Origin of the sequence: Bradyrhizobium sp. LB8.2 (genome assembly GCF_040548035.1) — a bacterium.
Taxonomy (GTDB): Bacteria; Pseudomonadota; Alphaproteobacteria; order Rhizobiales; family Xanthobacteraceae; genus Bradyrhizobium.
This window is the reverse complement of sequence record NZ_JBEPQV010000056.1, coordinates 1-24961: the sequence shown is the minus strand read 5'-3', so window position 1 is coordinate 24961 and position 24961 is coordinate 1. Positions and strand designations below refer to the sequence as shown.

The 24961-nt window shown below is 59.1% G+C and carries 23 protein-coding genes and 4 pseudogenes; 23 read left to right on the top strand and 4 right to left on the bottom strand.

The features are described 5' to 3' along the window. Positions 1 to 486: 486 nt before the first annotated feature. The 6 genes from nifB (at position 487) to ABIB06_RS37615 (ending at position 4297) form a co-directional block, all read left to right on the top strand. Complete coding sequence (gene nifB / locus ABIB06_RS37640) at positions 487 to 2043, top strand: nitrogenase cofactor biosynthesis protein NifB (protein ID WP_354053228.1); 1557 nt, start codon at positions 487 to 489, stop codon at positions 2041 to 2043. Between the two features lie 15 nt (positions 2044 to 2058). Beyond that, a complete protein-coding gene (locus tag ABIB06_RS37635; RefSeq protein ID WP_247457905.1) occupies positions 2059 to 2283 on the top strand; it encodes a 4Fe-4S binding protein in 225 nt (74 codons plus the stop codon). Beyond that, the gene (locus tag ABIB06_RS37630; RefSeq protein WP_354053226.1) at positions 2198 to 3244 is read left to right on the top strand and encodes a 4Fe4S-binding leucine-rich repeat protein; all 1047 of its coding nucleotides are present in this window, start codon (positions 2198 to 2200) and stop codon (positions 3242 to 3244) included. Before ABIB06_RS37635 ends, ABIB06_RS37630 begins: the two co-directional genes overlap by 86 nt. A gap of 149 nt (positions 3245 to 3393) precedes the next feature. Then, positions 3394 to 3714: a nitrogen fixation protein NifZ gene (locus ABIB06_RS37625; RefSeq protein ID WP_247457904.1), complete on the top strand. Its 321-nt coding sequence runs from the start codon at positions 3394 to 3396 to the stop codon at positions 3712 to 3714. Beyond that, positions 3711 to 3950, top strand: coding sequence for a nitrogen fixation protein NifZ (locus ABIB06_RS37620; protein WP_247388549.1), 240 nt, complete (start codon positions 3711 to 3713; stop codon positions 3948 to 3950). The genes ABIB06_RS37625 and ABIB06_RS37620 overlap by 4 nt, the downstream gene beginning before the upstream one ends. Positions 3951 to 3961: 11 nt before the next feature. Next, positions 3962 to 4297, top strand: coding sequence for a DUF3024 domain-containing protein (locus ABIB06_RS37615; RefSeq protein ID WP_502916603.1), 336 nt, complete (start codon positions 3962 to 3964; stop codon positions 4295 to 4297). A 1979-nt stretch (positions 4298 to 6276) separates the two neighbouring features. Here the strand turns inward: ABIB06_RS37615 and ABIB06_RS37610 are convergent. Then, a pseudogene (locus ABIB06_RS37610) lies at positions 6277 to 6777 on the bottom strand (redoxin domain-containing protein). 454 nt (positions 6778 to 7231) lie between these two features. On the opposite strand from ABIB06_RS37610, the gene nifH reads away from it, so the two are divergent. From nifH to ABIB06_RS37525, 17 genes and pseudogenes are all read left to right on the top strand, one after another. After that, entirely contained in the window at positions 7232 to 8122 is an 891-nt protein-coding gene (gene nifH / locus ABIB06_RS37605) for a nitrogenase iron protein (protein ID WP_247457901.1), read from the top strand. Between the two features lie 66 nt (positions 8123 to 8188). Then, positions 8189 to 8917 carry a nitrogen fixation protein NifQ gene (locus ABIB06_RS37600; RefSeq protein WP_354053225.1) on the top strand — a complete coding sequence of 243 codons (729 nt, stop codon included), beginning with the start codon at positions 8189 to 8191 and terminating at the stop codon, positions 8915 to 8917. A 572-nt stretch (positions 8918 to 9489) separates the two neighbouring features. Continuing rightward, a pseudogene (locus ABIB06_RS37595) lies at positions 9490 to 9787 on the top strand (hydroxymethylglutaryl-CoA lyase-like TIM-barrel protein); the annotation flags it as partial. Further along, a complete protein-coding gene (locus ABIB06_RS37590; protein WP_354053229.1) occupies positions 9773 to 10048 on the top strand; it encodes a hypothetical protein in 276 nt (91 codons plus the stop codon). The pseudogene ABIB06_RS37595 and the gene ABIB06_RS37590, both read left to right, overlap by 15 nt. Positions 10049 to 10398: 350 nt before the next feature. Then, entirely contained in the window at positions 10399 to 11742 is a 1344-nt protein-coding gene (locus tag ABIB06_RS37585) for a hypothetical protein (RefSeq protein ID WP_354053224.1), read from the top strand. A gap of 318 nt (positions 11743 to 12060) precedes the next feature. Beyond that, positions 12061 to 12979, top strand: a pseudogene (locus ABIB06_RS37580) (hydroxymethylglutaryl-CoA lyase-like TIM-barrel protein); the annotation flags it as partial. 2 nt (positions 12980 to 12981) lie between these two features. Further along, positions 12982 to 13314, top strand: a complete 333-nt coding sequence (gene nifW / locus ABIB06_RS37575; protein ID WP_354053223.1) for a nitrogenase stabilizing/protective protein NifW — start codon at positions 12982 to 12984, stop codon at positions 13312 to 13314. Positions 13315 to 14488: 1174 nt separating this feature from the next. Beyond that, a complete protein-coding gene (locus ABIB06_RS37570) occupies positions 14489 to 15604 on the top strand; it encodes an electron transfer flavoprotein subunit alpha/FixB family protein (RefSeq protein ID WP_502916602.1) in 1116 nt (371 codons plus the stop codon). 12 nt (positions 15605 to 15616) lie between these two features. Beyond that, a complete protein-coding gene (locus tag ABIB06_RS37565; RefSeq protein WP_354053227.1) occupies positions 15617 to 16924 on the top strand; it encodes an FAD-binding protein in 1308 nt (435 codons plus the stop codon). Between the two features lie 41 nt (positions 16925 to 16965). Further along, positions 16966 to 17262: a ferredoxin family protein gene (locus ABIB06_RS37560; RefSeq protein WP_247457897.1), complete on the top strand. Its 297-nt coding sequence runs from the start codon at positions 16966 to 16968 to the stop codon at positions 17260 to 17262. A gap of 762 nt (positions 17263 to 18024) precedes the next feature. Further along, positions 18025 to 18471 carry a hypothetical protein gene (locus ABIB06_RS37555; RefSeq protein WP_354053222.1) on the top strand — a complete coding sequence of 149 codons (447 nt, stop codon included), beginning with the start codon at positions 18025 to 18027 and terminating at the stop codon, positions 18469 to 18471. A 340-nt stretch (positions 18472 to 18811) separates the two neighbouring features. Next, positions 18812 to 19417 carry a TlpA family protein disulfide reductase gene (locus ABIB06_RS37550; RefSeq protein WP_502916601.1) on the top strand — a complete coding sequence of 202 codons (606 nt, stop codon included), beginning with the start codon at positions 18812 to 18814 and terminating at the stop codon, positions 19415 to 19417. 567 nt (positions 19418 to 19984) lie between these two features. After that, positions 19985 to 21280 (top strand): C4-dicarboxylate transporter DctA, encoded by a 1296-nt coding sequence (dctA, locus tag ABIB06_RS37545; protein ID WP_354053221.1) that lies wholly within the window; start codon positions 19985 to 19987, stop codon positions 21278 to 21280. Between the two features lie 567 nt (positions 21281 to 21847). Further along, positions 21848 to 21960 (top strand): annotated as a pseudogene (locus ABIB06_RS37540) (P-type conjugative transfer ATPase TrbB); the annotation flags it as partial. Continuing rightward, positions 21926 to 22318 (top strand): transposase, encoded by a 393-nt coding sequence (locus ABIB06_RS37535; protein WP_354053220.1) that lies wholly within the window; start codon positions 21926 to 21928, stop codon positions 22316 to 22318. The pseudogene ABIB06_RS37540 and the gene ABIB06_RS37535, both read left to right, overlap by 35 nt. Further along, positions 22315 to 22668: an IS66 family insertion sequence element accessory protein TnpB gene (gene tnpB / locus ABIB06_RS37530; RefSeq protein WP_354070291.1), complete on the top strand. Its 354-nt coding sequence runs from the start codon at positions 22315 to 22317 to the stop codon at positions 22666 to 22668. The genes ABIB06_RS37535 and tnpB overlap by 4 nt, the downstream gene beginning before the upstream one ends. A 33-nt stretch (positions 22669 to 22701) precedes the next feature. After that, positions 22702 to 23181, top strand: a complete 480-nt coding sequence (locus tag ABIB06_RS37525; protein ID WP_502916600.1) for a transposase domain-containing protein — start codon at positions 22702 to 22704, stop codon at positions 23179 to 23181. Here the strand turns inward: ABIB06_RS37525 and ABIB06_RS38945 are convergent. The 3 genes from ABIB06_RS38945 to ABIB06_RS38940 are packed head-to-tail and all read right to left on the bottom strand — an operon-like array spanning position 23178 to position 24263. Then, positions 23178 to 23357 (bottom strand): hypothetical protein, encoded by a 180-nt coding sequence (locus tag ABIB06_RS38945; protein ID WP_502916599.1) that lies wholly within the window; start codon positions 23355 to 23357, stop codon positions 23178 to 23180. The two genes, ABIB06_RS37525 and ABIB06_RS38945, sit on opposite strands and share 4 nt — an antisense overlap. Beyond that, on the bottom strand, positions 23291 to 24007 hold the full coding sequence (locus tag ABIB06_RS37520; protein ID WP_354070289.1) for a hypothetical protein: 717 nt from the start codon (positions 24005 to 24007) through the stop codon (positions 23291 to 23293). The genes ABIB06_RS38945 and ABIB06_RS37520 overlap by 67 nt, the downstream gene beginning before the upstream one ends. Further along, positions 23964 to 24263 carry a hypothetical protein gene (locus tag ABIB06_RS38940; protein ID WP_354053217.1) on the bottom strand — a complete coding sequence of 100 codons (300 nt, stop codon included), beginning with the start codon at positions 24261 to 24263 and terminating at the stop codon, positions 23964 to 23966. The genes ABIB06_RS37520 and ABIB06_RS38940 overlap by 44 nt, the downstream gene beginning before the upstream one ends. Positions 24264 to 24961 lie beyond the last annotated feature (698 nt).

Genomic DNA, 24961 nt, shown 5'->3' with positions numbered 1-24961 from the left:
CTCGAAAGCGTATTCAACCCGCACGCATCATCGCATGGTCTTTCTGGCGCAGAGCTCATCAGGCTGCCGCTCAACGCGCTCATGTCAAATCAAAAGGACAACTGTAATGCTAGGAAGGATCGCCGGTTCAAGTTGTCCTTCAAAGCTCCCGAACGTCTTTGGCGGATTGTGCTTTGCATACGCGTCACATTTCGGCGACAAGATCAACTTTCAACGACCAGCCGCCATGCTCTTTGCCCAAGGGCATAGATGAACCCGCGTACCCGCCGTCACAATAGCGCTGCCGGCGCTCTTGTGATCGCAATTCTGTCAGCTTTCCAACATGAGTTGATAAAACTGACATTCGAGCAGGCGGTACCTAACTGCTTGAAGCGAACCACAAAATACGTTTGTGGCAGGTATGGCACGCCAGTTGCTCTTGGCTTTTCAGAAACGACTCTGGGGATGCTTGCTGGAAGGATTCGGCTTGCGAAGAGAATTGGAAGAATGAGTACTTCAGCGCAACACCAGGTATCTTGTGGCGGCGGCGAGATCAGCGAGACCATGCAAGTCATGACTAAGCACAACAGCTGCGGTACGGTCGATGGCAGCGGCAAGGGCAGGTGCGGATCTCAGGCCGGCATCGGCAATGTGCGGAAGGAGGTCTGGGAAAAGGTGAAGAACCATCCCTGCTACAGCGAGGAGGCGCACCACCATTATGCCCGGATCCATGTCGCGGTCGCACCGGCCTGCAATATCCAGTGCAATTACTGCAATCGTAAATACGATTGCGCCAACGAATCGCGCCCCGGCGTTGTCAGCGAGAAGTTGACGCCGGAGCAGGCCGCCAAGAAGGTGCTGGCGGTCGCTTCCGCCATCCCTCAGATGAGCGTGGTCGGCGTTGCTGGCCCTGGCGACCCCTTGGCGAATTCGGACAAGACATTCAAGACGTTCGAGCTCGTCAATAAATTCGCGCCAGACATCAAGCTGTGCCTCTCGACGAACGGTCTGGCGCTAGCTGATCATGTCGACACGATTGCAAGACTTAAGGTCGATCACGTGACGATCACGATCAACATGATCGATCCCGATATTGGCGCAAAGATCTATCCCTGGATCTTTTACCGCCACAAGCGCTACACCGGCATTGAAGCTGCAAGCATCCTCAGCAATCGGCAGCTCCAGGGCCTGGAGATGCTCACCGCGCGCGGCATCCTGTGCAAAGTCAACTCGGTGATGATTCCCGGGATTAACGATCAGCATCTGGTTGAGGTTAACAAAGCCGTGAAGTCCCGCGGCGCCTTCCTGCATAACGTGATGCCGCTGATTTCGTCACCCGAGCACGGCACCGTGTTCGGTCGCAGCGGGCAACGCGCCCCGACGGCACAGGAAGTGACAGCATTGCAGGATAGCTGCGAAAGCGAGATGAACATGATGCGTCACTGTCGCCAGTGCCGCGCCGACGCCGTCGGACTGCTCGGGGAGGACCGCGGCGGCGAATTCACCATTGAACAGATCATGGCCATGGACTTCAAATATGATGAACAGGCCCGAAAGGAGTATCAGGCCAAAGTCGAGAAGGCGCGCATTGCAAAGCTTGCGGCCAAGCAGGAGCAGCTTGCGGAGCTCGCCAGCGCGTCCAGCGAAATCAAGGTGCTGGTGGCGGTTGCAACCAAGGGCTCGGGATTGATCAACCAGCACTTCGGTCATGCCAAGGAGTTCCAGATCTACGAGCTCTCGACTTCAGGCGCAAAATTCGTTGGCCATCGTCCTATTCAACCCTATTGCCAGGGCGGCCATGGCGAGGACAGCAAGCTCGAAGTCGCCATCGGCGCCATCAACGATTGCCATGCCGTGTTCGTGTCAAAGATCGGCGGCTGCCCGAAGGCCGAATTGATCAAGGCCGGAATCGAGCCGGTCGATCAGTATGCCGGCGAGTTCATCGATGGCTCGGCGATCGCCTGGTTCAAACTCTATCTCGATAAAGTCAATGAGGGGAAGATCAAGCACGTTGAGCGGGTCGATGCGGCGGCCCGCCACAATACGCTGATTTCCGCCGCCTGAGGATGGGGTCAGACAATGCCGTTCAAGATCATCGCCTCGCAATGCACGGGCTGTTCGGCGTGCGAAACGCAATGCCCGAATCTCGCTATTTCCGAACGAGCCGGCGTTTTCCTGATCGATCCTGAGAAATGCACCGAGTGCGCCGCCTACTTTGATGAGCCGCAATGCGTGGCGGTTTGCCCGGTTGACAACACATGCGTGCTCGACACGGCGCTGCCGCGTCACCAGGAGCCTGCTTGAGGGCCACGATGGATGTCACTACGACACTAACGGTTCAGAAACTCGGGCGGATGATGCCCGCCTTGACGAGGCGCCGGCCGCGGCTTTCGCCTTCTCAGACCGGGTGGACGGCTCGCCCTGGTCGCCAACCTTTTCGCCAGTTGCCAAACCATATTCTGGCGACGCGCACGTCGGTGGGAGCGCGTCGAGCTATTCTTGTCGGCCCAAAGGCCGCTGTCTTGAGCGTCGAGGATCGATTTCGCCTATGGGCCCACGAGGAGCGCAGGACCCGTCTTCCGCGATATCAATCCAGTCACCTGCGGCCATCATTGATCAGTCGACATTCATGCCCGAGGCCTTCTTCAGTCGGTCGTCCGAGAGAAAACGAGGGCCTCCTCACCGAGTCCTGTCTTGGTCGCACGGTGTCGAGCCGGCCGAGCATCATCCCAGGGCGGCAGGGTTTCACCTCGATGAAGGTGCAGAAAGTACACCTGCGCCATGCCAAGGCGTTCGCACCCGATCACGTGATGCGGAATCGAATTTCCTGCCACCGGTGCGGTCGGCGCCACCAAGCCGGAGTTCGGCTGTTATGAGACCACCTCGTGTGGGTCTTCCTGTTCTCGCTCAACGCATATTGCCGACTTGCAGATCCGTCTCGGGCAACTCGGGATGGACGGCAGCTGTCGGGAGACTGCTGGGGCTTTGTCCCGCGGACAAGGCTGGCACCAAGGTGTTGTTGGGCACGCTCGAGCGTATGGGCGGGACCGTGAGTGATGACGTCCACAATGCCCTGGGTTGCCGGGGTAATCAGGTCGACTCTGTCGGCTGTGCGCATCCCGCGCTGGAGCACGCGGCTCGCCGCCGGCTCAAGCACGCCTCCCTCGATGACAGACGCGCGTGCCGCGTCGGTGGCTTCTTCAACATCAACCATGGGCTCACGATAGTTATCTGGAGCATCTGGAGTTTAGGTTGCGGGCGTTGATGTTGCTGCACCGGGATCCCGACAGGCTCATGCGATCCGTGATCGCAAGCGCCGCCGTGCGGGAATGGCGGGGGTTGATCGAGCATCATGATAGGGCGGTCCGTAAGGCCGGGCGCGGTACGGTTGAACTATGGAACAGGGACGGCAGCATGAGCAACATCGCCCGTGATAGTGACATCGTCGAGCTGACGGACGCCCCATTCTTTGATTATGGTGACAACGTGCGGGCCAACCGCACTATCCGCAACGACGGCACCTATGTGGGCAAGGAGATCGGTGAGGTTCTGGTCAAGAAAGGCGAGCTTGGCTATGTCATCTCGATCGGCACATTCCTGCAACAATTTTATATCTATGGAGTCGAATTCCTCAACTCCGGCAATCGCGTCGGCATGAAATGCAAGGAACTCGATCTAGTCACGCGAAACCGCGAAGGCGAGGAGCCGTTCTTGCCAGGAGCGGCACCCCGATGATCGAACCAAGATTGCCAAAATACCGGTCAGGCCAACGTGTCAAGGCCGCAATCGATCTGCTCAACGACGGTTCCTTTCCCGACGCGTCGGCGGAAGAGTGTCTGGTCAGCGTCGGGTACATTGGTGAGATCGTCCAGGTCGGTCGCCATACGGAAGCGAACCTACCCATTTATATGGTCGACTTCGGCAAGCAGTTGGTGGTTGGCTGCCTCGAGGCAGAAATCTCTGCAGTCTAGGATATCGCGCAATGAGCGCCGCAATCATCAGGCGACATCATTCCGGATTGCCTGCGCATCCCAACGAGGTCGACCGGTGGCGGATCGTGCGCGCGCTGAAGAAGCGCGAGCACTACCGATATGTCTCGCCAAAGGTGACAGCGGTTGCTGGCGGCTATCTGGTCGAGAGCCCGTGCTGCTCAGGCAATATCAATGCGGAGGGCGGCCTCGTCGACGTCGCGCTGCTGCACCACGATAGGACTGGGGCGGCATGGCAGCTGCTCCGATCACCGCACGGGCGTTTGGGAGTGGCATTCAACCCATCAACGGCTTGGCCTGGCGACAGCGGTTCTGAACGCCGACCCTGAACGTTTGTTCTGGCAATAGATGTGGAGATGTTCTGGCAATGGATGTGGAGATGGTGCTCGAAGGCGCCTTGACGGAGATCGAGTAGACGCTCGCCGCTATTGATACAGCCTCTGAGCCCTGCCTGACGCTCCGGCAGAAAGTTCCACATCTTGCCTGGATCTGTTGCGAGTCGTCCGACATGACGCAGAATCCGTTCCGCCGGGTTGGAAGTTCGACCTGCATCTGCTCGACGGTGGAGGTCACTGTTACAGCTCACGAATGAGCCGCAGCGCGCCGGCATTGTGCTGGCCAAGCGCTCTGGCAAGTCGATCAAGCAATCGCCTGCCGGTGCCAAGCTCACACAGGACGGCTAGGCCCGCGGCTTGCTTGCCATGCCGTAGTGCCCGGCCCGGGAAATATCACGAGCAGGTCGCTCACTCGTTCATCGGGTCCATGAGACGGGGGACCGGCGATGGTCTCGCAGAACTGTTCGTGAGGACGGAATCGCCTGGGAACGTCAACGTGGCTTATTAAACCAAGGATACTGCGGTAGATTAAATTGGATCAGCGAGCCGTGCCCGATCTGCTGACGAGGAGTAACGCTCAGGCTTCGCAAGATTTGCCTTTGTGAGTACTCGTCATTAAGTCCGCCGCCGTGCACTCGCTGTGAAGGCCGGTTGATGACGCGCGCGCAAGTGAGGCAGTGCGACTGTCCCGGCCCATCCGCTCTACTCCATCAATAGTATTGGGGCTTGGAAATATCATACTACGAAACTGGTGAGTGAAGTCGGCGCGTTCAAGCAAGAAGGGACTGTTTTTCGAAGACGCATCGAGTGTCCCTTCTCTATGGCTTGCTTCCATGTTGAAGGCGCTGACGTGCACGTTGAGAATCAGGTTTGTCACGCGGATATAGATCCAGAGGACAGCGGACAAATTCGCGTGTAGTCCCGGTTCTTATCTACAAGAGAAAAATCCGCTTGAATAGTTGTCGATGACCATTGATATGGTAGTGGAAAGCAGTTGCGTCTTCGCCAAAACAAGGCGCTACAGGCAAATGTGCAAAGCGGAATCGGAGAACACGTGCCAAAAAGCACCAAGCGCAAAGAGTATAGTAAGGATGACGTCAAGCTGCTCAAAGCGCACTCAAAGGCCCGCACCCCTGTAGCTAGGGTTTCAAAGCTTATGAAGCGATCCGAGGGCTCTCTAAGACAGAAAGCACGTACCTTGGGGATTGGCTTGGGTCACCAGCGCTGAGATACGCGTCAAGGTTCGGAAATTGACCGGCGTGATGATCGAGACGGCCAGGCGGCTTACGACCGCCGGGCCATCCGATCGTTTCAGGTTCTGCGCCCGAGGGTCAGCTCGCGCGATGAACGAGCTGACCGATTTCCTGATAGACCGGCTCACTTGGCCTAAAACTCGTCGAGTGTCATGGTTTTAATCAGAGACTGATAAGCCCGGCTCGTTCGTCACATAGTGCGGCTTACATCGCTGAATATAGATCTGCCGAGCCCAAATACGGGCTGCGACGTGCCGGCGAGGCGCAGAAAGAAGGGAATAGCCGCGGTCCGGCCTACGGCGACAATATAAAGGAACCGGCAGGAGATGTGCGTCGAGTAGGCGCAGAAGCGTACAAGTATTTTGTATGTTCATGCGGAGACGCGCCGGCATCCTCTTGTATGCGGGATTTGTTATGAGGTGAGCAAGAGCGGTGGTGAACCTTGTTCATCGTCATCATCGAGACTGTCGATTTCGCCGCAGCGACTGCCGCGCGCGGACAGCGCGGCGGCCGCGGCAGACGGCATGGCGGCAATGAGAATTGAATTGCGTGCCGTACTCGCTCGCAGCAGGCCGCATTTGCGGTAAGATCGTCTGTATCCAAAAACGATTGAGTCTGACGTCCTTCGAATTCGGGAGCTGCTCCTTGCTGCACTTTCGATATGTTGCCTGAGGCAATTTTAAGCGTGTCGCCGCCGATTTCGCGGTTGCAAGGGCAGAGCTAATCAGTCTGTATCGTATCCAGAACGCGTAACGTGTCCGTCGGGCTGCGGCCGACATGAGGCTTGTCGCATAGACATGCTGGATCGTGTTCTCAGGATCGACGATGAACGTGTAGCGATGCGCGATGCCATCACGCGATCGCACTCCAAGGCCATCGACCAGTGCGCCCTTGGTGTCGGCAAACTGCCAGATCGATAGACGGTGCAGATCCGTGTGCTCACGCCGCCAGGCGAGCTTGCAAAGCTCGCTATCGGTCGAGCCACCAAGCACGATTGCATCGCATCGGCGAAATGCTTGGATAGGCGAGCAAACTCACCGATTTCGGTTGGGCAGACGAATGTGAAATCCTTCGGGAAAAAGTAGATGACTTTCCATTCTCCGGGAAACTCCTGTCAGTCAGCGTCTCGAAGGCACTCTGCCCGTTCTCCTCTGGCAGGTGAAAGCCGGGCTTCACGCCTGTGATGTCGAACGGCGGCAACTTACTTCCAATTCCAGGCATATTGTCCTCACAACATCGCGTCACACGGAAACAGCGTTCCGCGATTGGCAAAGCAAGCGATATGCCACCCATCTGACGGCAAGTACCCATCATGCCGGTCGTGGAACATTCGCCTTTGATGATGGCGGTGTGCTCGAACCCCATCTGCACGAATCCACGCGCCAGGCTTTGTCGGGTTTCTGTCAGAGTCCTTGCCTCTGTCGGGTCCGCCACAGCTTCCGGTCTCGGACGCTGCGCTATTAGTCAAGCCTAGTCAGATGCTTAACGCGCGTGCGAACGAATGGCACGCCAGTTGCTAACTGGATGCAGCAACAAGGAGTGAGGGCTGAGGGCACGCCGACGCCGATGGCGAGCGATGGCCTCCTTCCCGAAACCCGTGTGCCCACGTTTCTGAGAGAGAAACAGCCTCGCGCGTTCGGCGCGCAAAATTGGCAATCGGTTGATGGAGAGCAACATGTCTTCGCTGAGACAAATCGCGTTTTATGGCAAGGGTGGCATCGGTAAATCGACAACGTCGCAAAATACGCTGGCGGCTCTTGCTGAGCTGGGCCAAAGGATTCTCATCGTCGGCTGTGATCCCAAAGCGGACTCGACCCGCCTCATCCTGCACGCCAAAGCGCAGGACACCATTCTGAGCTTGGCGGCGGATGCCGGCAGCGTTGAGGACCTCGAAATCGAGGACGTCATCAAGCTCGGCTACAAGGACATTCGATGCGTCGAGTCCGGCGGTCCAGAGCCGGGGGTCGGGTGCGCCGGAAGAGGCGTGATCACATCGATCAACTTTCTGGAGGAGAATGGCGCCTATGAGGACATCGACTACGTCTCTTACGACGTGCTGGGCGATGTCGTCTGCGGCGGCTTCGCGATGCCTATCCGCGAGAATAAGGCACAGGAAATCTACATCGTGATGTCCGGCGAGATGATGGCGATGTATGCCGCCAACAACATCTCGAAGGGTATTCTGAAGTATGCGAATTCCGGCGGCGTGCGCCTCGGCGGCCTGATCTGCAACGAGCGCCAGACCGACAAGGAGCTGGAGCTGGCAGATGCTCTTGCCAAGAAGCTCGGCAGCCGGCTGATCTACTTCGTGCCACGCGACAACGTCGTGCAGCACGCGGAGCTGCGCCGCATGACTGTGCTGGAATACGCGCCAGAGTCCAAGCAGGCGGATCACTATCGCAATCTCGCGAGCAAGATCCACAATAATGCGGGACAAGGCGCCATCCCGACGCCAATCAGCATGGAGGAGCTCGAGGATATGCTCATGGAGCACGGCATCATCAAGCCTGTCGACGAGAGCCTGGTCGGCAAGACCGCCGCCGAGCTCGCCGCTGCTTCGGCATAGTTCATGTTGTCGGCCTTCTCGACCGGGGAAGGCCGACATCGTCCACTCAGAAGCTGGGGGACCTTCATGATTGGCACACAAAGCGAATTGGCCAATACGATGTCATCTCCTGTATCAGCAGCTCACGTCCGCGAGCCGCGCGATGCAAGTGAGCTCTACGGGCTTCTGACCGGGCGCCATCTAACAGAAGTCGACATCAGCGACGATGAGGATTTCGATCGCCATGTGCTCGCTTGCGTTCTCGCCGCATCCGCTATGGATGGCGGCCAACTTCCCGAACGGGCTGGCTTGACTAACCAGGAGCTCGATGCGCTCTTGGTGCAGTACTTTCCATCCACACCGGTCAGGAGTTGTACCTGGCGCGAACAGTCCGGGTTACCGGCTCCTGACGAGACGATTATGGTGCGAGACCTCCTGCTAGCGCAACGTTCCACTCATGGCGAGGTCGGCGGCTGGCTCGCGACGATGATCGCGCGGCGCGCCATGGAGCCTAATCACCTGTGGGAAGATCTCGGTCTGCGGGAGCGGGACGAATTGTCCCGCCTCCTGATGCGCCATTTCGGGCCGCTGGCGGCTCGCAACACCAAGAACATGCGCTGGAAGCGCTTCTTCTATCGCACGCTATGCGAAGATGACGGTCTGGTGATGTGTACCGCGCCGGTCTGCACGGAATGCAATGATTTTGATCTTTGCTTCGGTGAGGAGAGCGGGGAGAGCCGGATGGCCGGACGCCGGCGGGATCATCTGCGTCGTCTCGATGACCCCGTCCATGCCACCCCAAGTTCGCATGGCTGAGCTCACAATGGATGCCCGCTCCTCGGCGCCAGTCCCGGTGTATCGGACAGCTTTCGGCCAACTGTCACAGGACCAGAGTGAGGGTTTAAAAAGACACCGGGTAAACAACTTCGCGCAGGCGGCCTAAGCAGGACGCGGCGGCGCCGATATCGGGCTTGATAACTGGCGGATGCGACCGTCACATTTACGCCAAGATGTTCTATGTTGACGCGCGATCGAGGCCAACATCCGCCCTCTCCATCGCGCCCCGCTGAACTTTTTACGAACGCCGACTTGTGGTTGGACGACCCGATGGCTCATGAATCTTCTTCGATAAGCGCCGGAATGCACGCGGCTTCCCCGAACTGCTGCAGCTTGAACCGTTGCCCGGCTAACATGCTTCTAAGCTCGGCGCTTGCCTTCAGCTCGGTCGTAAGCGCACCGAACCTGGCGCTCCGCGGTTTCCACCCTGTCGGATTTGCGACACACCCGACTAATCTGAAATTCGACGTCATTCACAGGTTCTCGGGAATTCGAGCGCGTTGGCACAGCAATTGCTGAACAGTTTACGGAATAAACATACGGAGCCGCTGATGGCGTTCGCTGCCGCAATCACCGGGCCCGACAAAGATCGGTCGAGGTCCATAGTCCTTAATGACACCACGCTGCGCGACGGCGAACAGACACCCGGCGTGGCCTTCACGACACCGGACAAGGTCTCGATCGCGCGTGCGCTGGCTGCGGCCGGAGTCACGGAGATCCAGGCCGGCACGCCGGCGATGGGTCAGGAAGAGATTGCCGCGATCCGAGCGGTCGCCGAAGCGGGCCTTGGGGCCAGGATCATCGGCTGGTGCCGGATAAAACCCGCGGACGTCGATGCGGAGATACGACCGCTCGTCCGCGGCGCGGGTCAATGGCTACCTGCTCAGCGTCGACGGTCATCCGGCGAACCGGGACTATGGCGGACATTCGCAAGTGAACCGCGTCACGGCGCAGAAGCTCGCCGGCAACGCCACGCGAAGCCCGAACAACGCCGGCGGCGCCAACATGAACACACCGCTATGGAGCGAGGACATACCCCAAGCCCTGCGGATCACCAAAGTCGCCACATACCCGGAGCGCGTGCGCTGCTATCCGCGGCAGCAACTGTGATGCGGGGACATGGGGCGGCTCTCGTTGCGCTAGGCTTTCTCTTCAAACGAACTGACCTTGCCTAGCCACGCGACGCCTGGGCGCGGACGCGTTCGTCCGCGTGGCATGCGTTCGGATTTCGTACATGCCGATAATGATCGGTGCATTGAGGGAATTGAGGGAACGGCCCAATGACGGAACAGATTCACACCGAGCAGGAGAGAACATCGGTTAGCTCCTGCGCGAGAGCCCTGGCCATCGCAGCGCTGGCCGCAATCGCGGTCCTGTGCACCGCCGGCGGGGCGCGTGCGCAGAAGTGCGATGAGATCCGCAACATGTCCTGGAGCGAAGCGCTCACGCATCTCTATGCGGTGCATGCGATCAAGAAGGGAGGACTGACGGTCGATCAGATCTTCACGCCGCGCGGGACGATCGGCTCGCACGTGGGCTTTGCACGGATCGAGGTAAGTATCACCGGAAAGTATCCCAACGTGGAGCCCGACTTCCGCGACCGGCCGACGCTGCACATCACCTGGAACCATCTGGTCCAGTCCCCCGGCCCGGCCGGCACGTGGGAGGATGCGGAGATCGTGATCCTGGAGCCGCTCAAGGACTTCGACAGCGAACTGTGGGCCGCCACGCCCTACGACACCATCACGCTCGGCGCCCATGACCTGGGGGCAAAGACCATCATTCTCGCCAAGGGTGACGCCCTGGCCGGCGAAATCCGCAAACGCATCACCGACAATGACGGCGTCGAGGTGGAGCCCTTCACCGGCACCAGTGGGCGCGCGACGCGCGATGCCGTCGACCGGAGACTCGCCACCATCGCCGGGCTCTGGCGGCTGCACGACGCGCAACCGTCGCCGAACAACCTCGACGCGACCTATCTATCGAAGCAGAAGAAGACCCATGCAAGCATGCCGGTATGGGTGACGTCGAGTAGCTGCACGGCCGGCGTGCAGATCCTCGGGGACAAGGCGACGCAAAGTAACCTTGCCGCGCACGCCAATCCGGATCCTCGGTTCATGACCGAGCTCTGGAACCGGAACCTCTATTTCGGGCTGCACATGGGGACAGCGGTCGAGGCGCTGCACGGCGCCCAGTCGCCGGGCAGCGAAGCGAACGGCCTGCGCGCACGGCTGGGCGTTTGCGCCCAGACCTATCCCGGCAACGTCGACCTTACCGGCCAGTGGGTGCCCGATTGGGACAACATGAAATATGTCGAAAATCCAGTGACCGGCGAAATCGAGCCAGGCTACGCCATGACAAAGGAGACGATCCGTTGCTCGAGCTGGGTCGGCGCCAGTGCGTCGGCACCGGCCGCGACGCGCCTGACGTGCCGCGCACTCTGGACCAAGGACGAGATCGTGAACCGCACGCCATCGGATTACGCTTGGCAGCTCGCGACCCGTATCCTAACCTATGCGATGTACGTCGATGCGCGGGTCGCCAACGCGTCTGAGGACGGGCTCACTCGCATGCGTATGGGGAAGCTGGAAAATCTACGGTCCACTGATCGCGAACGGGCGCAAGAAGCCAAACGAGATCGTCTCCAGCAATCCGGAAGCGATCGCGCGGAAGGCCTGCGCTTCGACGGCGACGTCAACGGACTGGAACGCGTATATCAGCGCGCTCAAGCTGCTGCTCTCCAAGTCGTGAAACGAAGTGCCGCCCGTATCGGTATAACAGCGACCGTTGATTCAATATCTTGATTCTGATCGAATTCCGTGGCGCGCGCTCACATCGCGCTTCACGTTGGCGCAACCAATCAACGGTGCCCGCGCCCGCCGAACGCATTTTTTCCAACTCAGAGGACATGCTCATGCTACCTGTGATGAGATTTGCTTTGATCTCCCGGTGCACACGTCCGCACATACCGCCTCCAACTACTTGAAAAACCTGATCTCTCAATCCAATCCATCATTGGACGACAAACCGCAGGGCTATTCCTGCTGGCAATCTGCTGAAGCGGAGCTACGCCTCACTCATACGCGAACGTTTGAGTTTGGCGCGATGCTGCCGTTTGCATCATCGTGGCCGGTATTTCGATGGTAATCCTATCGATTCCCTCGTCCGACGTGCAGATTGCGCGAAACTCGGTGGCGGCCGTTTGGCCGCGCTGGAGCGGATGAAGCGCGTCGTGGCCCACGCTCGCGACAAGGGACTGGATGTAGCGCTGGGTGGCGAAGGCTCCTCGCGTGCCGATCTCAACTTCCTGATCGAGCTGATCGCAAGCGCCAAGGCGGCCAGCGCGCGGCGCTTTCGTCTCTCAGATACGCTGAGCCTGCTCAATCCTGACGCATCCTTAACGCTCATGGCCGCACTGCGCGCCAGCACCGATCTCGAGTTCGAATTCCACGGCCAAGACGATCTTGCCCCGGCGACGGCTGATACGCTGGCGGCGATCAAGGCCGGTGCGACGCACGCCCCTCTGACGGTCATTGGATTGGGAGAGCGAGCCGGCAATGCGCCGCTGGAGGAAGTTGCCGTCGCACTCAGCCAGATCTACGGCCGTGATACCGACGTGCTGCTCTCCGAACTGGAAAAAGTCGCGGCCGCCGGTGCAGCCGCAGCGTGCCCACCATTCCGCTCAACAAGCGCTTGTCGGCGGGCATGTCTTGACCTCGATGGGCTCTTAAAAGACCGGCCCGCCTACCAAGCGTTGGACCCGGGGTTGCTCGGCCGCTCCCACCGCATTGTGATCGGCGAGCATTGCAGCCTTCGGTCACTGCCGACCAAACCGGGACGATTCTCGCGCGCGTCCGTAAGCATGCCGTCGAGCACAAAGGCCCGGTTTCCCAGGAAACGGTGGTGGCGATCTGGCGCGACATTCGCGAGAGCTCGCTCTTCAACCGAGGGCGATCAGGTGGTCAGCCATGCGCTTCGCGCGATCAGGTTGGAACATTCAAGCCAGGACGGTTTCTGTTCGCGGATCTAGATGGAGGTTGAGAATGACGATGGACGGGATCCTTTCGCAATTGAACAAGGCCTCCGCGGCAGAGGAGTTTTTTGCACTGCTCGGCGTCGAGTACGATGCGAAAATCATCGACGTGGCGCGGCTTCATATTCTGCGTCGCATGGGTGAATATCTCGCCGGCGAGGAGTTTACCGGTGCATCCGATCCTGACATCGCCTCGCGTTGCAAGGCCACGCTTGAGCGCGCCTATGCCGATTTCGTCACGTCCTCCCCGATCGAACAGCGCGTGTTCAAAGTCTTGAAGGATGCGGCCGCACCACAATCGAACAAGCATCCAGCATTGGTGCAGCTCAGTTCCTTGGAGTGAATTGAGTTTGTATCTCGTGCTCTGGAGCGTGAAGGTTCAGAGAACCTGCCCCCCTCCCAGGTCGTCGAATTCAAATGAAAGTTGCAGTTACGGCCTCGCGGATCCGCAGCTTGGGCACTCGGCTCCTGAAGGTAATCACGGCTCAGCCCTGATATTTCCATCGATTCAAGCTGGTGCTCATGGTGCACCTAGCTCCTGCAATGGTACGCCGGCAGCCGGGGAGCGCATATTTGACGAGGAAAGCGCAGCAAGATTCGGATGAATGTCGTCTGTCGCATTCCGGACACGGGTGCAGCACGGCTATCGAATGTTCCGATCCTCGTGAGAGGCTGCCAATCCGATTTCCTTCAGTAAGAGTCTGTATTGGCGGTCAATTTTTATCGTCTGCGCAATTGGTACGACAATTGCTGAGATATGCTCAGCTAGTGTGGAGAAGCGAATGCACATCTTGGTCCGCATCGAGTTTATTTTGGACGCCGCGCAGTTTCGCGCGCGCTGCCTGTCGGCATCATGATGCGTCGCGACGCCAAAGTGACGCTTGCATATTCCGGCCTGGCTGAGTTGAAAGCTGCGCTTGATCCGCGCCAAAGATTCGTCGACGAAATCACTCCCATTGGCCGATCAATGGCCGAGGTTTCGCGGGGGGGAGCCCTTGCTCTCCAGCGCCGGTCTCACGGTGCCGTTGACGGGCGGCTTCACCGCCAACCCTCGTGCCTTCGCCAAGAGTTGCGGACGTGTCGCTGCAATCGGAAATATTGCGAGGGCATTCGGAGTAATGGATCGCGTTTTCACCGGCAAGCTCGCAGCCGACAATGGCACCAGCCGCACCCCTGGCAGGTCCTCGATCTGTTCCAACTTGGTTGCATCTCGAAGATGAGGGGGACCAATCGATCGGATCGAGTGACTACCGCGCGGTTGCGTGCCTCACTAGTACCATTGCCAAATGGTGGCCCCAGAATGCCGAACCCGGCAAGAACCCGAAGCGCGTGCTTCGGGGCTCGTCGACAAAGGTCCAGCAATGGGTGCCTCGGCCCCGCGCTGCTGCCAGGCGGTGTTGAAAAATGGCGGCGGGCACGCGGCCGAACTCTTAACTGAAGCAATCTTCACGCGCGAATTCAAACAGGCGGAGCACCCTTCGCTGGCGAGCCGCTACTGAACACGGATGGGAGTACAGATGATGAGCACCGCGCCCAAAAGCGCCGCTCCGGCCGCGGGTGGTGGTCGCGCGGCGACCAAGAGGGAGTTGCCCGAACGATTCAAGGCGCATAGGCACGTCTGGGTCTTCATCGAGCAGGAACGCGGGATAGTGCACCCCGTCTCCTGGGAGCTGATGGGTGCCGGCCGCCGGCTCGCCGACAAGCTCAACGTTGACCTCGCCGCGGTTGTCATCGGCCCGGTGGGTGAGACAACGCAGCAGGCGATCGCCGAATCCTTCTGCTACGGCGCCGACGTCGCCTATATCGTCGCGGATGATCTCTTGGCCGATTATCGCAATGAATCCTACACCAAGGCCCTGTCAGAGCTGGTCAGTACGTACAAGCCGGAAATCCTACTCCTAGGGGCAACTACACTGGGCCGCGATCTCGCCGGCTCAGTGGCCACCACACTGCTCACCGGGCTAACTGCCGACTGCACCGAGCTCGATGTCGATGCCGACGGCTCGCTTGCAGCGACCCGGCCGACGTTTGGCGGCTCACTATTGTGCACGATCTACACACTGAACTATCGTCCACAGATGGCAACCGTCCGTCCGCGCGTGATGCCGATGCCGAAGCGCGTGACCGGCGCCGTCTGGCGCGTCATCTCGCATCCGCTCGGGCTTGCAGAAGAAGATATCGTCACAAAAGTGCTGTCGTTCCTCCCGGACCGCGATTCTACAAAGTCCAACCTTGCCTATGCCGACGTGGTCGTCGCTGGAGGGCTCGGTCTGGGATCGCCTGAGAACTTCCAACTGGTACAGCAGCTCGCGGACGTGCTTGGCGCCGAATATGGCTGCTCGCGGCCGCTGGTCCAGAAGGGCTGGGTCACCTCGGACCGACAAATCGGCCAGACCGGGAAAACCATTCGGCCAAAGCTCTATATCGCGGCAGGTATTTCCGGCGCGATCCAGCATCGCGTTGGCGTGGAGGGGGGCGACCTCATCGTTGCGATCAACACGGACAAGAACGCTCCGATCTTCGACTTCGCCCATATCGGCATCGTCGCCGACGCTATTCGACTGTTGCCCGCATTGACCTCTGCATTCCGCGCGCAGCTGTCGCCGCACTCGCACGACCGCATCGCTGGCTAGGGGAGCTTGTTCATGATCGAGGAAAGATTCGACGCGATCGTCGTCGGTGCAGGCATGGGCGGGAATGCGGCAGCGCTTACCATGGCCGAGCGGGGCCTGAAAGTGCTGCAGCTGGAGCGCGGCGAGTATTCGGGGTCGAAGAACGTGCAAGGCGCCATCCTCTATGCCGATATGCTGGAGAAGCTAATCCCAAATTTCCGAGAAGATGCGCCGCTTGAGCGGCATCTCGTCGAGCAACGCTTCTGGATCGTGGACGAGCGTTCGCACACGGGGATTCACTATCGCTCCGATGATTTCAACGAGGAGAAGCCGAACCGCTACACCATCATCCGCGCGCAGTTCGATAAATGGTTCTCGCAGAAGGTCCGCGAGGCCGGCGCTACGGTGCTGTGCGAGACCACAGTGACCGAGCTCCTCCAGGATTCCCATGGGAGGGTCGTCGGGGTGCGCACTGACCGAGATGGGGGTGAAATCCATGCAGATGTCGTCGTGCTGGCCGAGGGGGTAAACGGAGTGCTCGGGACGGGTGCGGGCTTAAGAGGGCGGCCGAAACCGGACAAGCTCGCGCTCGCGGTCAAGGAGATGCATTTCCTGTCGCGTGAGACAATCGATGCTCGCTTCAATCTCAAAGGCGACGAGGGGCTCGTCATCGAAGCCGCCGGAACCATTTCCCGCGGCATGACCGGTATGGGCTTCATCTATTCCAACAAGGAATGCATCTCGCTCGGCATCGGCTGTCTTGTTGCCGACTTCCAGCGTACCGGCGAGACGCCTTACGGCCTGCTCGAGAGCTTCAAGCGTCACCCGTCCGTCGCGCCGTTGATCGAGGGTTCGGAAGTAAAGGAATATTCCGCGCATTTGATCCCCGAAGGTGGATACAAGGCCATCCCGCAGCTTTGTGGTGAGGGCTGGGTCGTTGTCGGAGACGCCGCCCAGCTCAACAACGCCATCCATCGGGAGGGGTCCAATCTGGCGATGACGTCAGGCCGTATCGCCGCGGAAGCGATCTGCCTTGTCAAATCGCGAAATGATCCGATGACGGCCAAAAATCTCTCGCTTTACAAAAAACTACTGAATGATTCCTTCGTGATTAAGGACCTGAAGAAGTACAAGGATATGCCGGCACTGATGCATACCCACTCGCAGAACTTCTTTCTCACATATCCGCAGCTCTTCTCCAAGGCGATGCAGGATTACGTGCGCGTGGACGGCACACCAAAGCTTGAGAAAGAGAAGCTCATACTGAGCTCGTTCATCAAGGCGCGATCGTGGAGTGGACTGTTCAGCGATGCCCTGCGCATTGCCCGGGCCTGGCGGTGATCACAAACCAAAGACTACGACCAACGACGGAGCCAGAAAGAATGTCGAGCGAGCCCTCCCGACGTGTCGAGGACAAACTATTCTACAACCGCTATCTCGTGGATTCCGGCCGCGCCCATATCAAGGTCCGGCCGCACAGCACACCATCTTCGCGGCTCTTATCGATGCTGAAGGCATGCCCTGCACGGTGCTACGAGCTCAGCGATAAAGGTCATGTTGAGGTGACGGTCGACGGGTGTATGGAGTGCGGCACGTGCAGGGTGATCTGCGAAGAAGGAGGTGATATCGAGTGGAGCTACCCACGCGGCGGTTACGGTGTGCTATTCAAATTTGGTTGAAGGCTCGCGCAGGGCATTGGCAGGTCGCGGCGTTCTCGCGAAACAACGGGATCACGCCGCCTGCCAGTGCGGCCGGCAGTCTCCCTGAGGGCTCCCGACAAGCGAGTGGTCGCACAAGGCAAGCAGATACTTTTCAACGGCCGCGAGCCGCGCTCAACGCGCGGCAGGCGAACGGTTGTTAGTCATATCGCACGCTGGTGGTGCATGCCGGAAATCGGTGAGGCGCAGGTGTATTCGGTCACGCGCGCACGAGCTGCTGCACCTCATATGAGGCCCATCACCCCACAGAAATAAGGCCGGTGCGTGCGCGGGGGTCCTTCGCGATGTGGCGGCGCGAAGGCGCCATTTGGATTGCACCTGCGCCTCTTCTTTGGATCGGTAACTTTCTCGATTTCAAGTAAGGGTGCACGCACGGTCCGCGAAGTCGCTCGTCCGTCGGCGACCTCGTGCTCTGGTTTCCGAGAGAGCGCGTGGCGCTCATCACGGCTATATGATCATGCTGGGTGCACTGGGCGCGGTAACGGCAACCGCACCAGCCGAGGCATTGCTTAAATGGATAGGCTCGCGCGGTCTATTTCAGGTGCTTGCCGCATCCAGTGCCTTCCCGGGCGCTTCGATCTAGTTGTGGTTCCACAGCAAGAGGCAACTGCGAAGAGCCCCAGGGACAGTCAGCCTGAAGATCGTCTATGCGGATGGGCGGCTCTGGAAATTGCGCCGATCTCTTCAACATGTAGCGGGTCGCGTGGGCCCTGCAGTCTCGTCATGGCGATCGCCCTAAGCGTTGCCGCATTGCTGCTCGGCGCGCTCGCCGATTCGCTGCGCCGGCTTGGCAAGAACATGCAAAAGCTGCTCGCAATCATAGCTGCTCTGTTCATTGCAGTCGGACTCGCGCTGATATTGTATCGGCCATTCCTGTCGCTGCCGTGGATCGTTGTGACGGTGGTCGGATCAGCCAATCGTCCTCAGCTATGCGATCATCAGAGATTACTTTCCGCCCGAATGATCGCGCGCAAGAAACGGTGTGCTCAACGTTCTGCATTTCGGGTCGGCTTTCCTCGTCGAGTACGGGACGGGGTTAATTCTCGAGCAATGGCCGGCAAAGGACGGACACTACCCCTCAATCGCGCGCATCAGACGGCGTTCGGTATCAAGTTGTGCTGCAGCTGGTCGCCCCGGTCTGGTTCATTGGCCCTTGGCTCAAAGAGTTGAATTGGAGAGTGAGATCGCCGTCAAGCGCAACTCGACGGGCCAAAGCAGGTCAGTTCACGTCGTGATCCGGAGCGCCGAAATGGTCACCCTGGAAACCGTTCAAGATGTGGAGTGGTGAACTCGGCCTTCCGCCTGACCTCCGGCTCTCGGCCTACAGGCGTCAAGAACGTCCGCACGGCGGCCGACAGATTGGCTGAGAAGCTCCAAACAGCTGGTCGGATATGCAACATGCGTCGCAGGTTCGACAGGAATGATAGGAAAATGCGCATTATCAATGAGTGCTGGCTGGCATGCGGCTTGCTGTTGTTCTCCGCAGAGCCAGGTAAAGGGAGTTTGAGCAATGACCAGTCTGACTGAGAGCGCAAGTCAAGTCGGTGAGGAGAATGTGCTGACAGTCGGTTCGCCGGCTCCCTCCATCAAAGTTGAGAACTGGCTACGTGGCCAGCCCGTTACAAAGTTCGAACCTGGGAAGGTATACATCATCGACTTTTGGGCGACGTGGTGTCCACCATGTATCGCCTCGATGCCGGGTTTGGTGACCCTGCAACGCAAATACAGGAGTAACGGAGTTGAGGTGGTAGGCATCGCGGCTATGGAACAAGCTTCGTCGGCAGATGAAGCGCGAGCCAGCTTGGACGATTGGTTGACGAAGAGCTTGCCAAACCTGAACTTCCCGATCGCATTCGACTACGCCGGCGAAATGAACAAGCTTTGGATGGATCCCAGCTTTTCTTTCGGCATTCCCTCGTCATTCGTGGTCGATCGTGAGGGCCGCTTGGCCTTTATCGGCCATACGGCGAAACTCGAGAACGTGCTGCCGAAAATTCTGAACAGCTCCTGGGCAGTGAGCGACGAAGCCAAAGCCCTAGATGCGGAGAGGATAAACAGAGCTCGACGCGAAAAGCGCGAACGAGATTGTTCGAAACGGAAAAAACGCAGCTTCTGAAAAGCCGCAACCGAGATCGCCAAGGGCAGCGTGAGCAATTTTGATTGCCATGTCTTCTCGGCCTTTGTGCTTTTGCGATCCAAGTCGATGTCTTTAAGGATAGCGGGGCATTCACCTGAAGTGAGGATAGGACGAGTAATCGGGTGAACGCAGGCGAGCTGCACCACCACAAGTTCTTTAGGGTGAATGTTTCTTAAAGGTACGTCGCGCTCCGGCGCGATGGCGCCGAGAATGCCTGTCCAGGTGAAGAGTGGTGCTCGGTGCTAGAGTTGTGGCGCCTTATAAGATGCTGGTGGGTTCTTGGAGTAAAAAGATAGAAATGGGGACGCTGATGCATTCCAACTCTCAAGCAAGCTTTCTCAAGCTTTTACCGCTGGTTTCAGGCGAGATTCAGAACTTCGTTTCGCGTTGGCGGCAAGCCGAATCGGGAGAGGCGGCAAACCGCGGGAACGGACCGGGCTGTTTAAAGCGGTCAGTGCCCTGTGCGCGCCGCGCTAAGGGCACACTGAGCGGGGCCGAGCCTTCATTGTCACCACTCTTTGGTACCACGGCGCTGGGTCGAGCGTGATGTACAATCACCGTCAGCGCCGCTCTGTCAAAGCCGCCGCCCCGCTCCAGCCATCTGGCCCCTGGTACAATGTTCTTTATATCCAGGTAGTCATCGCGATCCTGATTGGCGTTCTCGTTGGCTGGCTGTGGCCTGCTGTGGGGACGAGCAGCTGGGTCAAGGCGCTTGGTGACGGATTCATCAAGCTGATCAAAATGGTGATCGCGCCGATCATCTTCTGCACTGTTGTGTCCGGAATTGCGCATGTGCAGGATGCACGAAAGGTCGGCCGTGTCGGCGTCAAGGCGCTGCTTTACTTCGAGATCGTGTCAAGCTTCGCGCTGATCTTGGGTCTCGTGATGGGCAATCTCGTTCAGGTAGGCCATGGGCTCGCTCCCAGGGTTGATGCCGCGGCGGTAGCCAACTACGTCAAAAGAGCGGAAGGGCAGAAGGCCGTCGATTTCCTCCTCAATATTATTCCGGATAGCGTAGTTGGCGCTCTGGCCCGAGGCGACGTGCTTCAGGTGCTGCTGTTTGCCATCCTATTCGGATTCTCGCTGATGGCGCTTGGCGAGCGGGGTGAGCGGATGCGCAGCCTGGTCGACGATGCTGCACACGCGGTGTTTGGTGTCATTAGGATCGTAATGAAGGCAGCGCCAATCGGGGCGTTCGGCGCCATGGCCTACACTATCGGCGAATTCGGACCGTCCGCGCTCGGTAAACTCATCGGCTTGGTTGCGCTGTTCTATGTGACAGCCGGGCTCTTCGTGATCATTGGGCTCGGCCTGGTCGCGCGCTTGGTCGGTTTTTCTATTCTAAAGTTCATCATCTACATCAAGGATGAGCTGTTGATCGTGCTCGGAACGTCGTCATCCGAAAGCGCGCTGCCGCAGTTGATGGAAAAACTCGAACGGCTGGGCTGTTCCAAGCCGGTCGTGGGCCTGGTGGTGCCGACAGGATACTCTTTCAATTTGGATGGGACCAACATTTACATGACGTTGGCGACCTTGTTCATCGCGCAGGCGCTCGGGGTCGATCTCGACTTCAGCCAGCAGCTCACGATACTCGTTGTGGCGATGCTCACCTCGAAGGGCGCAAGTGGTGTTACCGGTGCTGGGTTCGTCACCCTGGCCGCAACCTTGACCGTGGTCAGTCCTGACCTCGTCCCGGGCATTGCCATCGTATTCTCGATCGACAAGTTCATGAGCGAGGTGCGCGCGCTTACCAACATCATCGGGAACGGTATTGCCGCGGTATTTGTGTCGTGGTGGGAAGGTGAACTCGACCATGTCTCGCTACACGCGCAGCTCAAGTAGATCTGCGATTTTAGCTCGGCCATTGCGGACTAGAAATCACCTTTGAATGCCTGCATTCTGCGTTGGCAATCGTCGTGCAGTACTGGGCCCCCTGATCCCAGGGGGAATGGTGCAGGGTCACTAGGCTCACGGTAGTGCACCCGACCAGTGTCGGCATTGGTGCCTGCGGTTGCCCGCCGGCTGATGTGGTTCATTAGCCCCGGGTTGAGCTTCCTCAAAAAGTGGGACCTCAATCGTGCCCACGCGAGGGAGCGACAGTGGTTCAGGAGAACCAATGGAGCCCGAGTAAACACCGCGACCGGGAGAGGCGTAAAAATAGTAAGCTCCAGACCATTGCTCATTACTGATTTCTCGCCTCGCCCTCGAGGGGTCGGCGCGTCAAGCCGGCGCTCTTTTCACATTTTCCTTTCTCTACGCTACACTACGAACGGCATATTCCCTCTGTTGCGGTGACACGCGATCTATCTTTTATTTGCCTTCAGATGAGGGCACCGAAGCGGCATCAGCAGCTTGGGGCAAATCGTTGCGATCCATTCTGATTCAGAGGCGAACTTGCGCGGAGCGCGTATGCTGCGTACGCGTTCGGGCCCGCCATCGCAGGGTATTTAGAAGATCCGGCAATCGTCGAGGTGATGCTCAATCCCGATGGCCGGCTGTGGATCGACCGACTGTCGATTGGACAGCAAAAAGGACGTCCATTTGGACGGCTCATCGGTAAGGCCGGTGAGCCGGCTGGAGGTCCTTGAAGGACCGTCGGGACGCCGCGTGCGTTCGGAGGCTGAGAGAGCTCGGATCGTCGCCGAGAGTCTGCCACCCGGTGCCCAGGTGTCCGAGGTGGCGCGCAAGCACGGAGCGGCGGGACAGCTGCTCGCCATCTATGGCTGCGTCGGTCCGCAGCACCACATCGCCGATCGCGATCTCAAGCTTGATCGCCGGAACGTGACCCTCCTCCAAGGCGCTTTCCACGACCAGCGGCGCGAATGTCGGCTGCGACGCCTCGCACCGCGGGTGATCCGCGCAATGCGAGCGTCACGATGATCGCAGCCGGTGCCGATCTGAAGATTTACATCGCGACGCGGCCGATCGACTTCCGCTGTGGCCACGATGGACTTGCGGCAAAGGTGCAGGAGATGCTTCGCCTCGACCCGTTCAGCGGCGCAGCCTTCGTGTTCCGTTCGAAACGAGCGGACCGGATCAAGATTGTGGTCTGGGATCGAACGGGCCTGGTGTTAGTTCATAAGCGCCTCGAAGGCTGCAGGTTCGTTTGGCCAACGATCGCAGACGGCGTGATGCGCATATCGCCAGCGATGTTCGCAGCCCTGTTCAAAGGGCGGGATTGGAGGTTGGTTCGCCCGCAAGAAGCGCGGCGTCCGCAGGCGGCCGGATAACTGCGGCAGATTGACTCGGGAGCTATTTTGAACGTGGCACGCGCAGTGGTGATGTGCTCGAAATGGCGCATGAGCATTGCGGCGCTGCGCGCGGAGAACGAACGCCTGAAGGCGATTTTGGCGCAAACGCACTCAGCCTTGAGCGAGCATCAGGAGGCACTGGCGGCATCGGAGGAAGCGCGACGTCGGCTGGAGGTCATTCTCGGGGAATTGCGACGCGAGAAGTTCGGCGCGAAGTCCGAGAAGCTGCGGCCAAATCAGTATCAGTTGCCGCTGGAAGACGTGGAGATCGCGCAAGGCATCCTGGACGCGGCGCAGGAGAGAGCCGAGGCTGTGATCCAGGGCCGATCGCGGAGCGCGCCGGATCAAGGGTCTCATCGCAATCGCGGCTGCTTGCCTGCCCATCTGCCTCGGGTGGAACGGATCATCGAGCCTGCGAGCAGGCTCTGTCCGTGCGGTTGCGGCGCCATCGTGGCGGTCTGGCCGAGCGGCTCCTCCGCGACCAACTGCTAGGCCGTCTTCCGTCTAAGCGCCCTCAGCAGACGCTGCACGATCGAATGGTGTCTCGTCCCGAACTCCTCGGGGTGTTTCTCGCTGAGCCGGCCGACGATGGCGAGTGCAGTTAGCTGCGGTTGCGTCGCGAGCCAGCCCTCGATCGCAGCAATATGCGGGTCGAGCTTGGAGGGCATGCGAACCCTGGTTTTATAGGGCCGACGGGTGCGCCGGTGCGTGGCACGCGACTCGCCGGACGTCGTCGTCTTGCCGAGCGCCTTCGCAAAAGTGGCTGCGGTCGCTGGCGCGGTGCTCGTGCTGGGGGTTGCAGGCCGCGCGCCTGTCCGGCACGACGATCGACGTCATTGCCGAGTTCGTCCTGGGTCTCTCGAATCTCGGCCAACAGCGCGACTGGATCGAGCGAGCGATACTGATCACGCAGCCGCTTCTTCACGGCCGCGGTCACCTTGGGATGCGCTAATGCACGCTCATAGGGCGCTGATGGGAGATGATGGCGTTTGATCAGTTTAGCCCCATCGCGGCGCTTCTCCTTCAGCTTGAACGACGGCTGGAAGAAGTTGACGTAGAGCCGTGCCGCCGCATAGAGGCGGCCCATCGGGCGCGCCGTCTCGACGCCATCGAAGCGGCCGTAGCCCATCAGGCGACGGACGACGGCATCTTTCTTCTCGACAAAGGCCTGATCGTTCTTGCGGTAGGGGCGACAGCGCGTGAAGACACGAGACACTGTCAGCCTGTTCGCAATATGCAATTTACGTGAGGTGATCCCTGTCGATGATCTCCGTCTACTGGCAAGACAATCTCGAATCGCGACCAATTGGGGGGGCATATGAAACCGCCTCCGTCCGCTCTCCGGGGATATCCAGATCCATTTCGACTGAAATCTCGACAATGGCTTCTGGATGATGGTTATTTTCCGCCAAGGCGTATTTGAGCGCTTGGGCACGGGTGAGGAAGAGGCCTCCAAAAATACCGCTCTGCTCGCGGGCGACCCAGTTGCCACGGCTATTCCTGCCAACAAAGACGACCGATGGTCTGCGGCCCTCATCTAGTTTGTGTGTCATAGCTTCGAAGGGCGCGTCCATCAGGTAGCTGCATACTCGTTAGCGCGCTGCGGTGGAATACTGGCATATCACGCATAAATTCGAGTCCGGTCCCTACCGATTTTACCAGAGTGGACGCTGCCTGCGGTAAGCATCGGCAACGGATTGACTTGGCGAGTGGCATCCCCGTGCCAGCCGCAAAACCCCCAGTCGTTGCTACATTTAGCTCACGTTGGTAGACAAGCAACTCGATTCTCCCCCATGTCAGGCCGAGAAAAGCGCCGGGACCGCGCAGTTGCTGTGATCTGCCTGTTAAAAAAGTTGTCCTGAAGCCGCACATTCATCCGAATCACTCGCCAAACAGTTGTCGGCAAGTGATTGAAAGGCTCCCTCTGCCTTCGCTACACTTCTTTCGTTTACCTCAAAGCAATAGGCGTGCCATTTTGCTCACAGTGACTAGGTCTTGCTTGACCAGGTACGCGCGCCCTAGAATTTACCTAGGGAGCGGCCCAACAAATTGTGTCGGCTCTTCGCCATCAGCCTCTAGAATCGAGCATCGGTCGCACGAGGAGGAAGAAGATGATGCGGACCGCCACCCAGAACCGCGTTTCGCATTCGCTCGAAGATGAGGCGTTATGCTGCTTGGCCTAGGGTCTGTTGGGATTCATCTGGAGTTTATCGCGGCCGCGGCCAGATAGATCATTGAAGTGAAGCTCTGGTCGGTCTTGTCGGCGCGCATT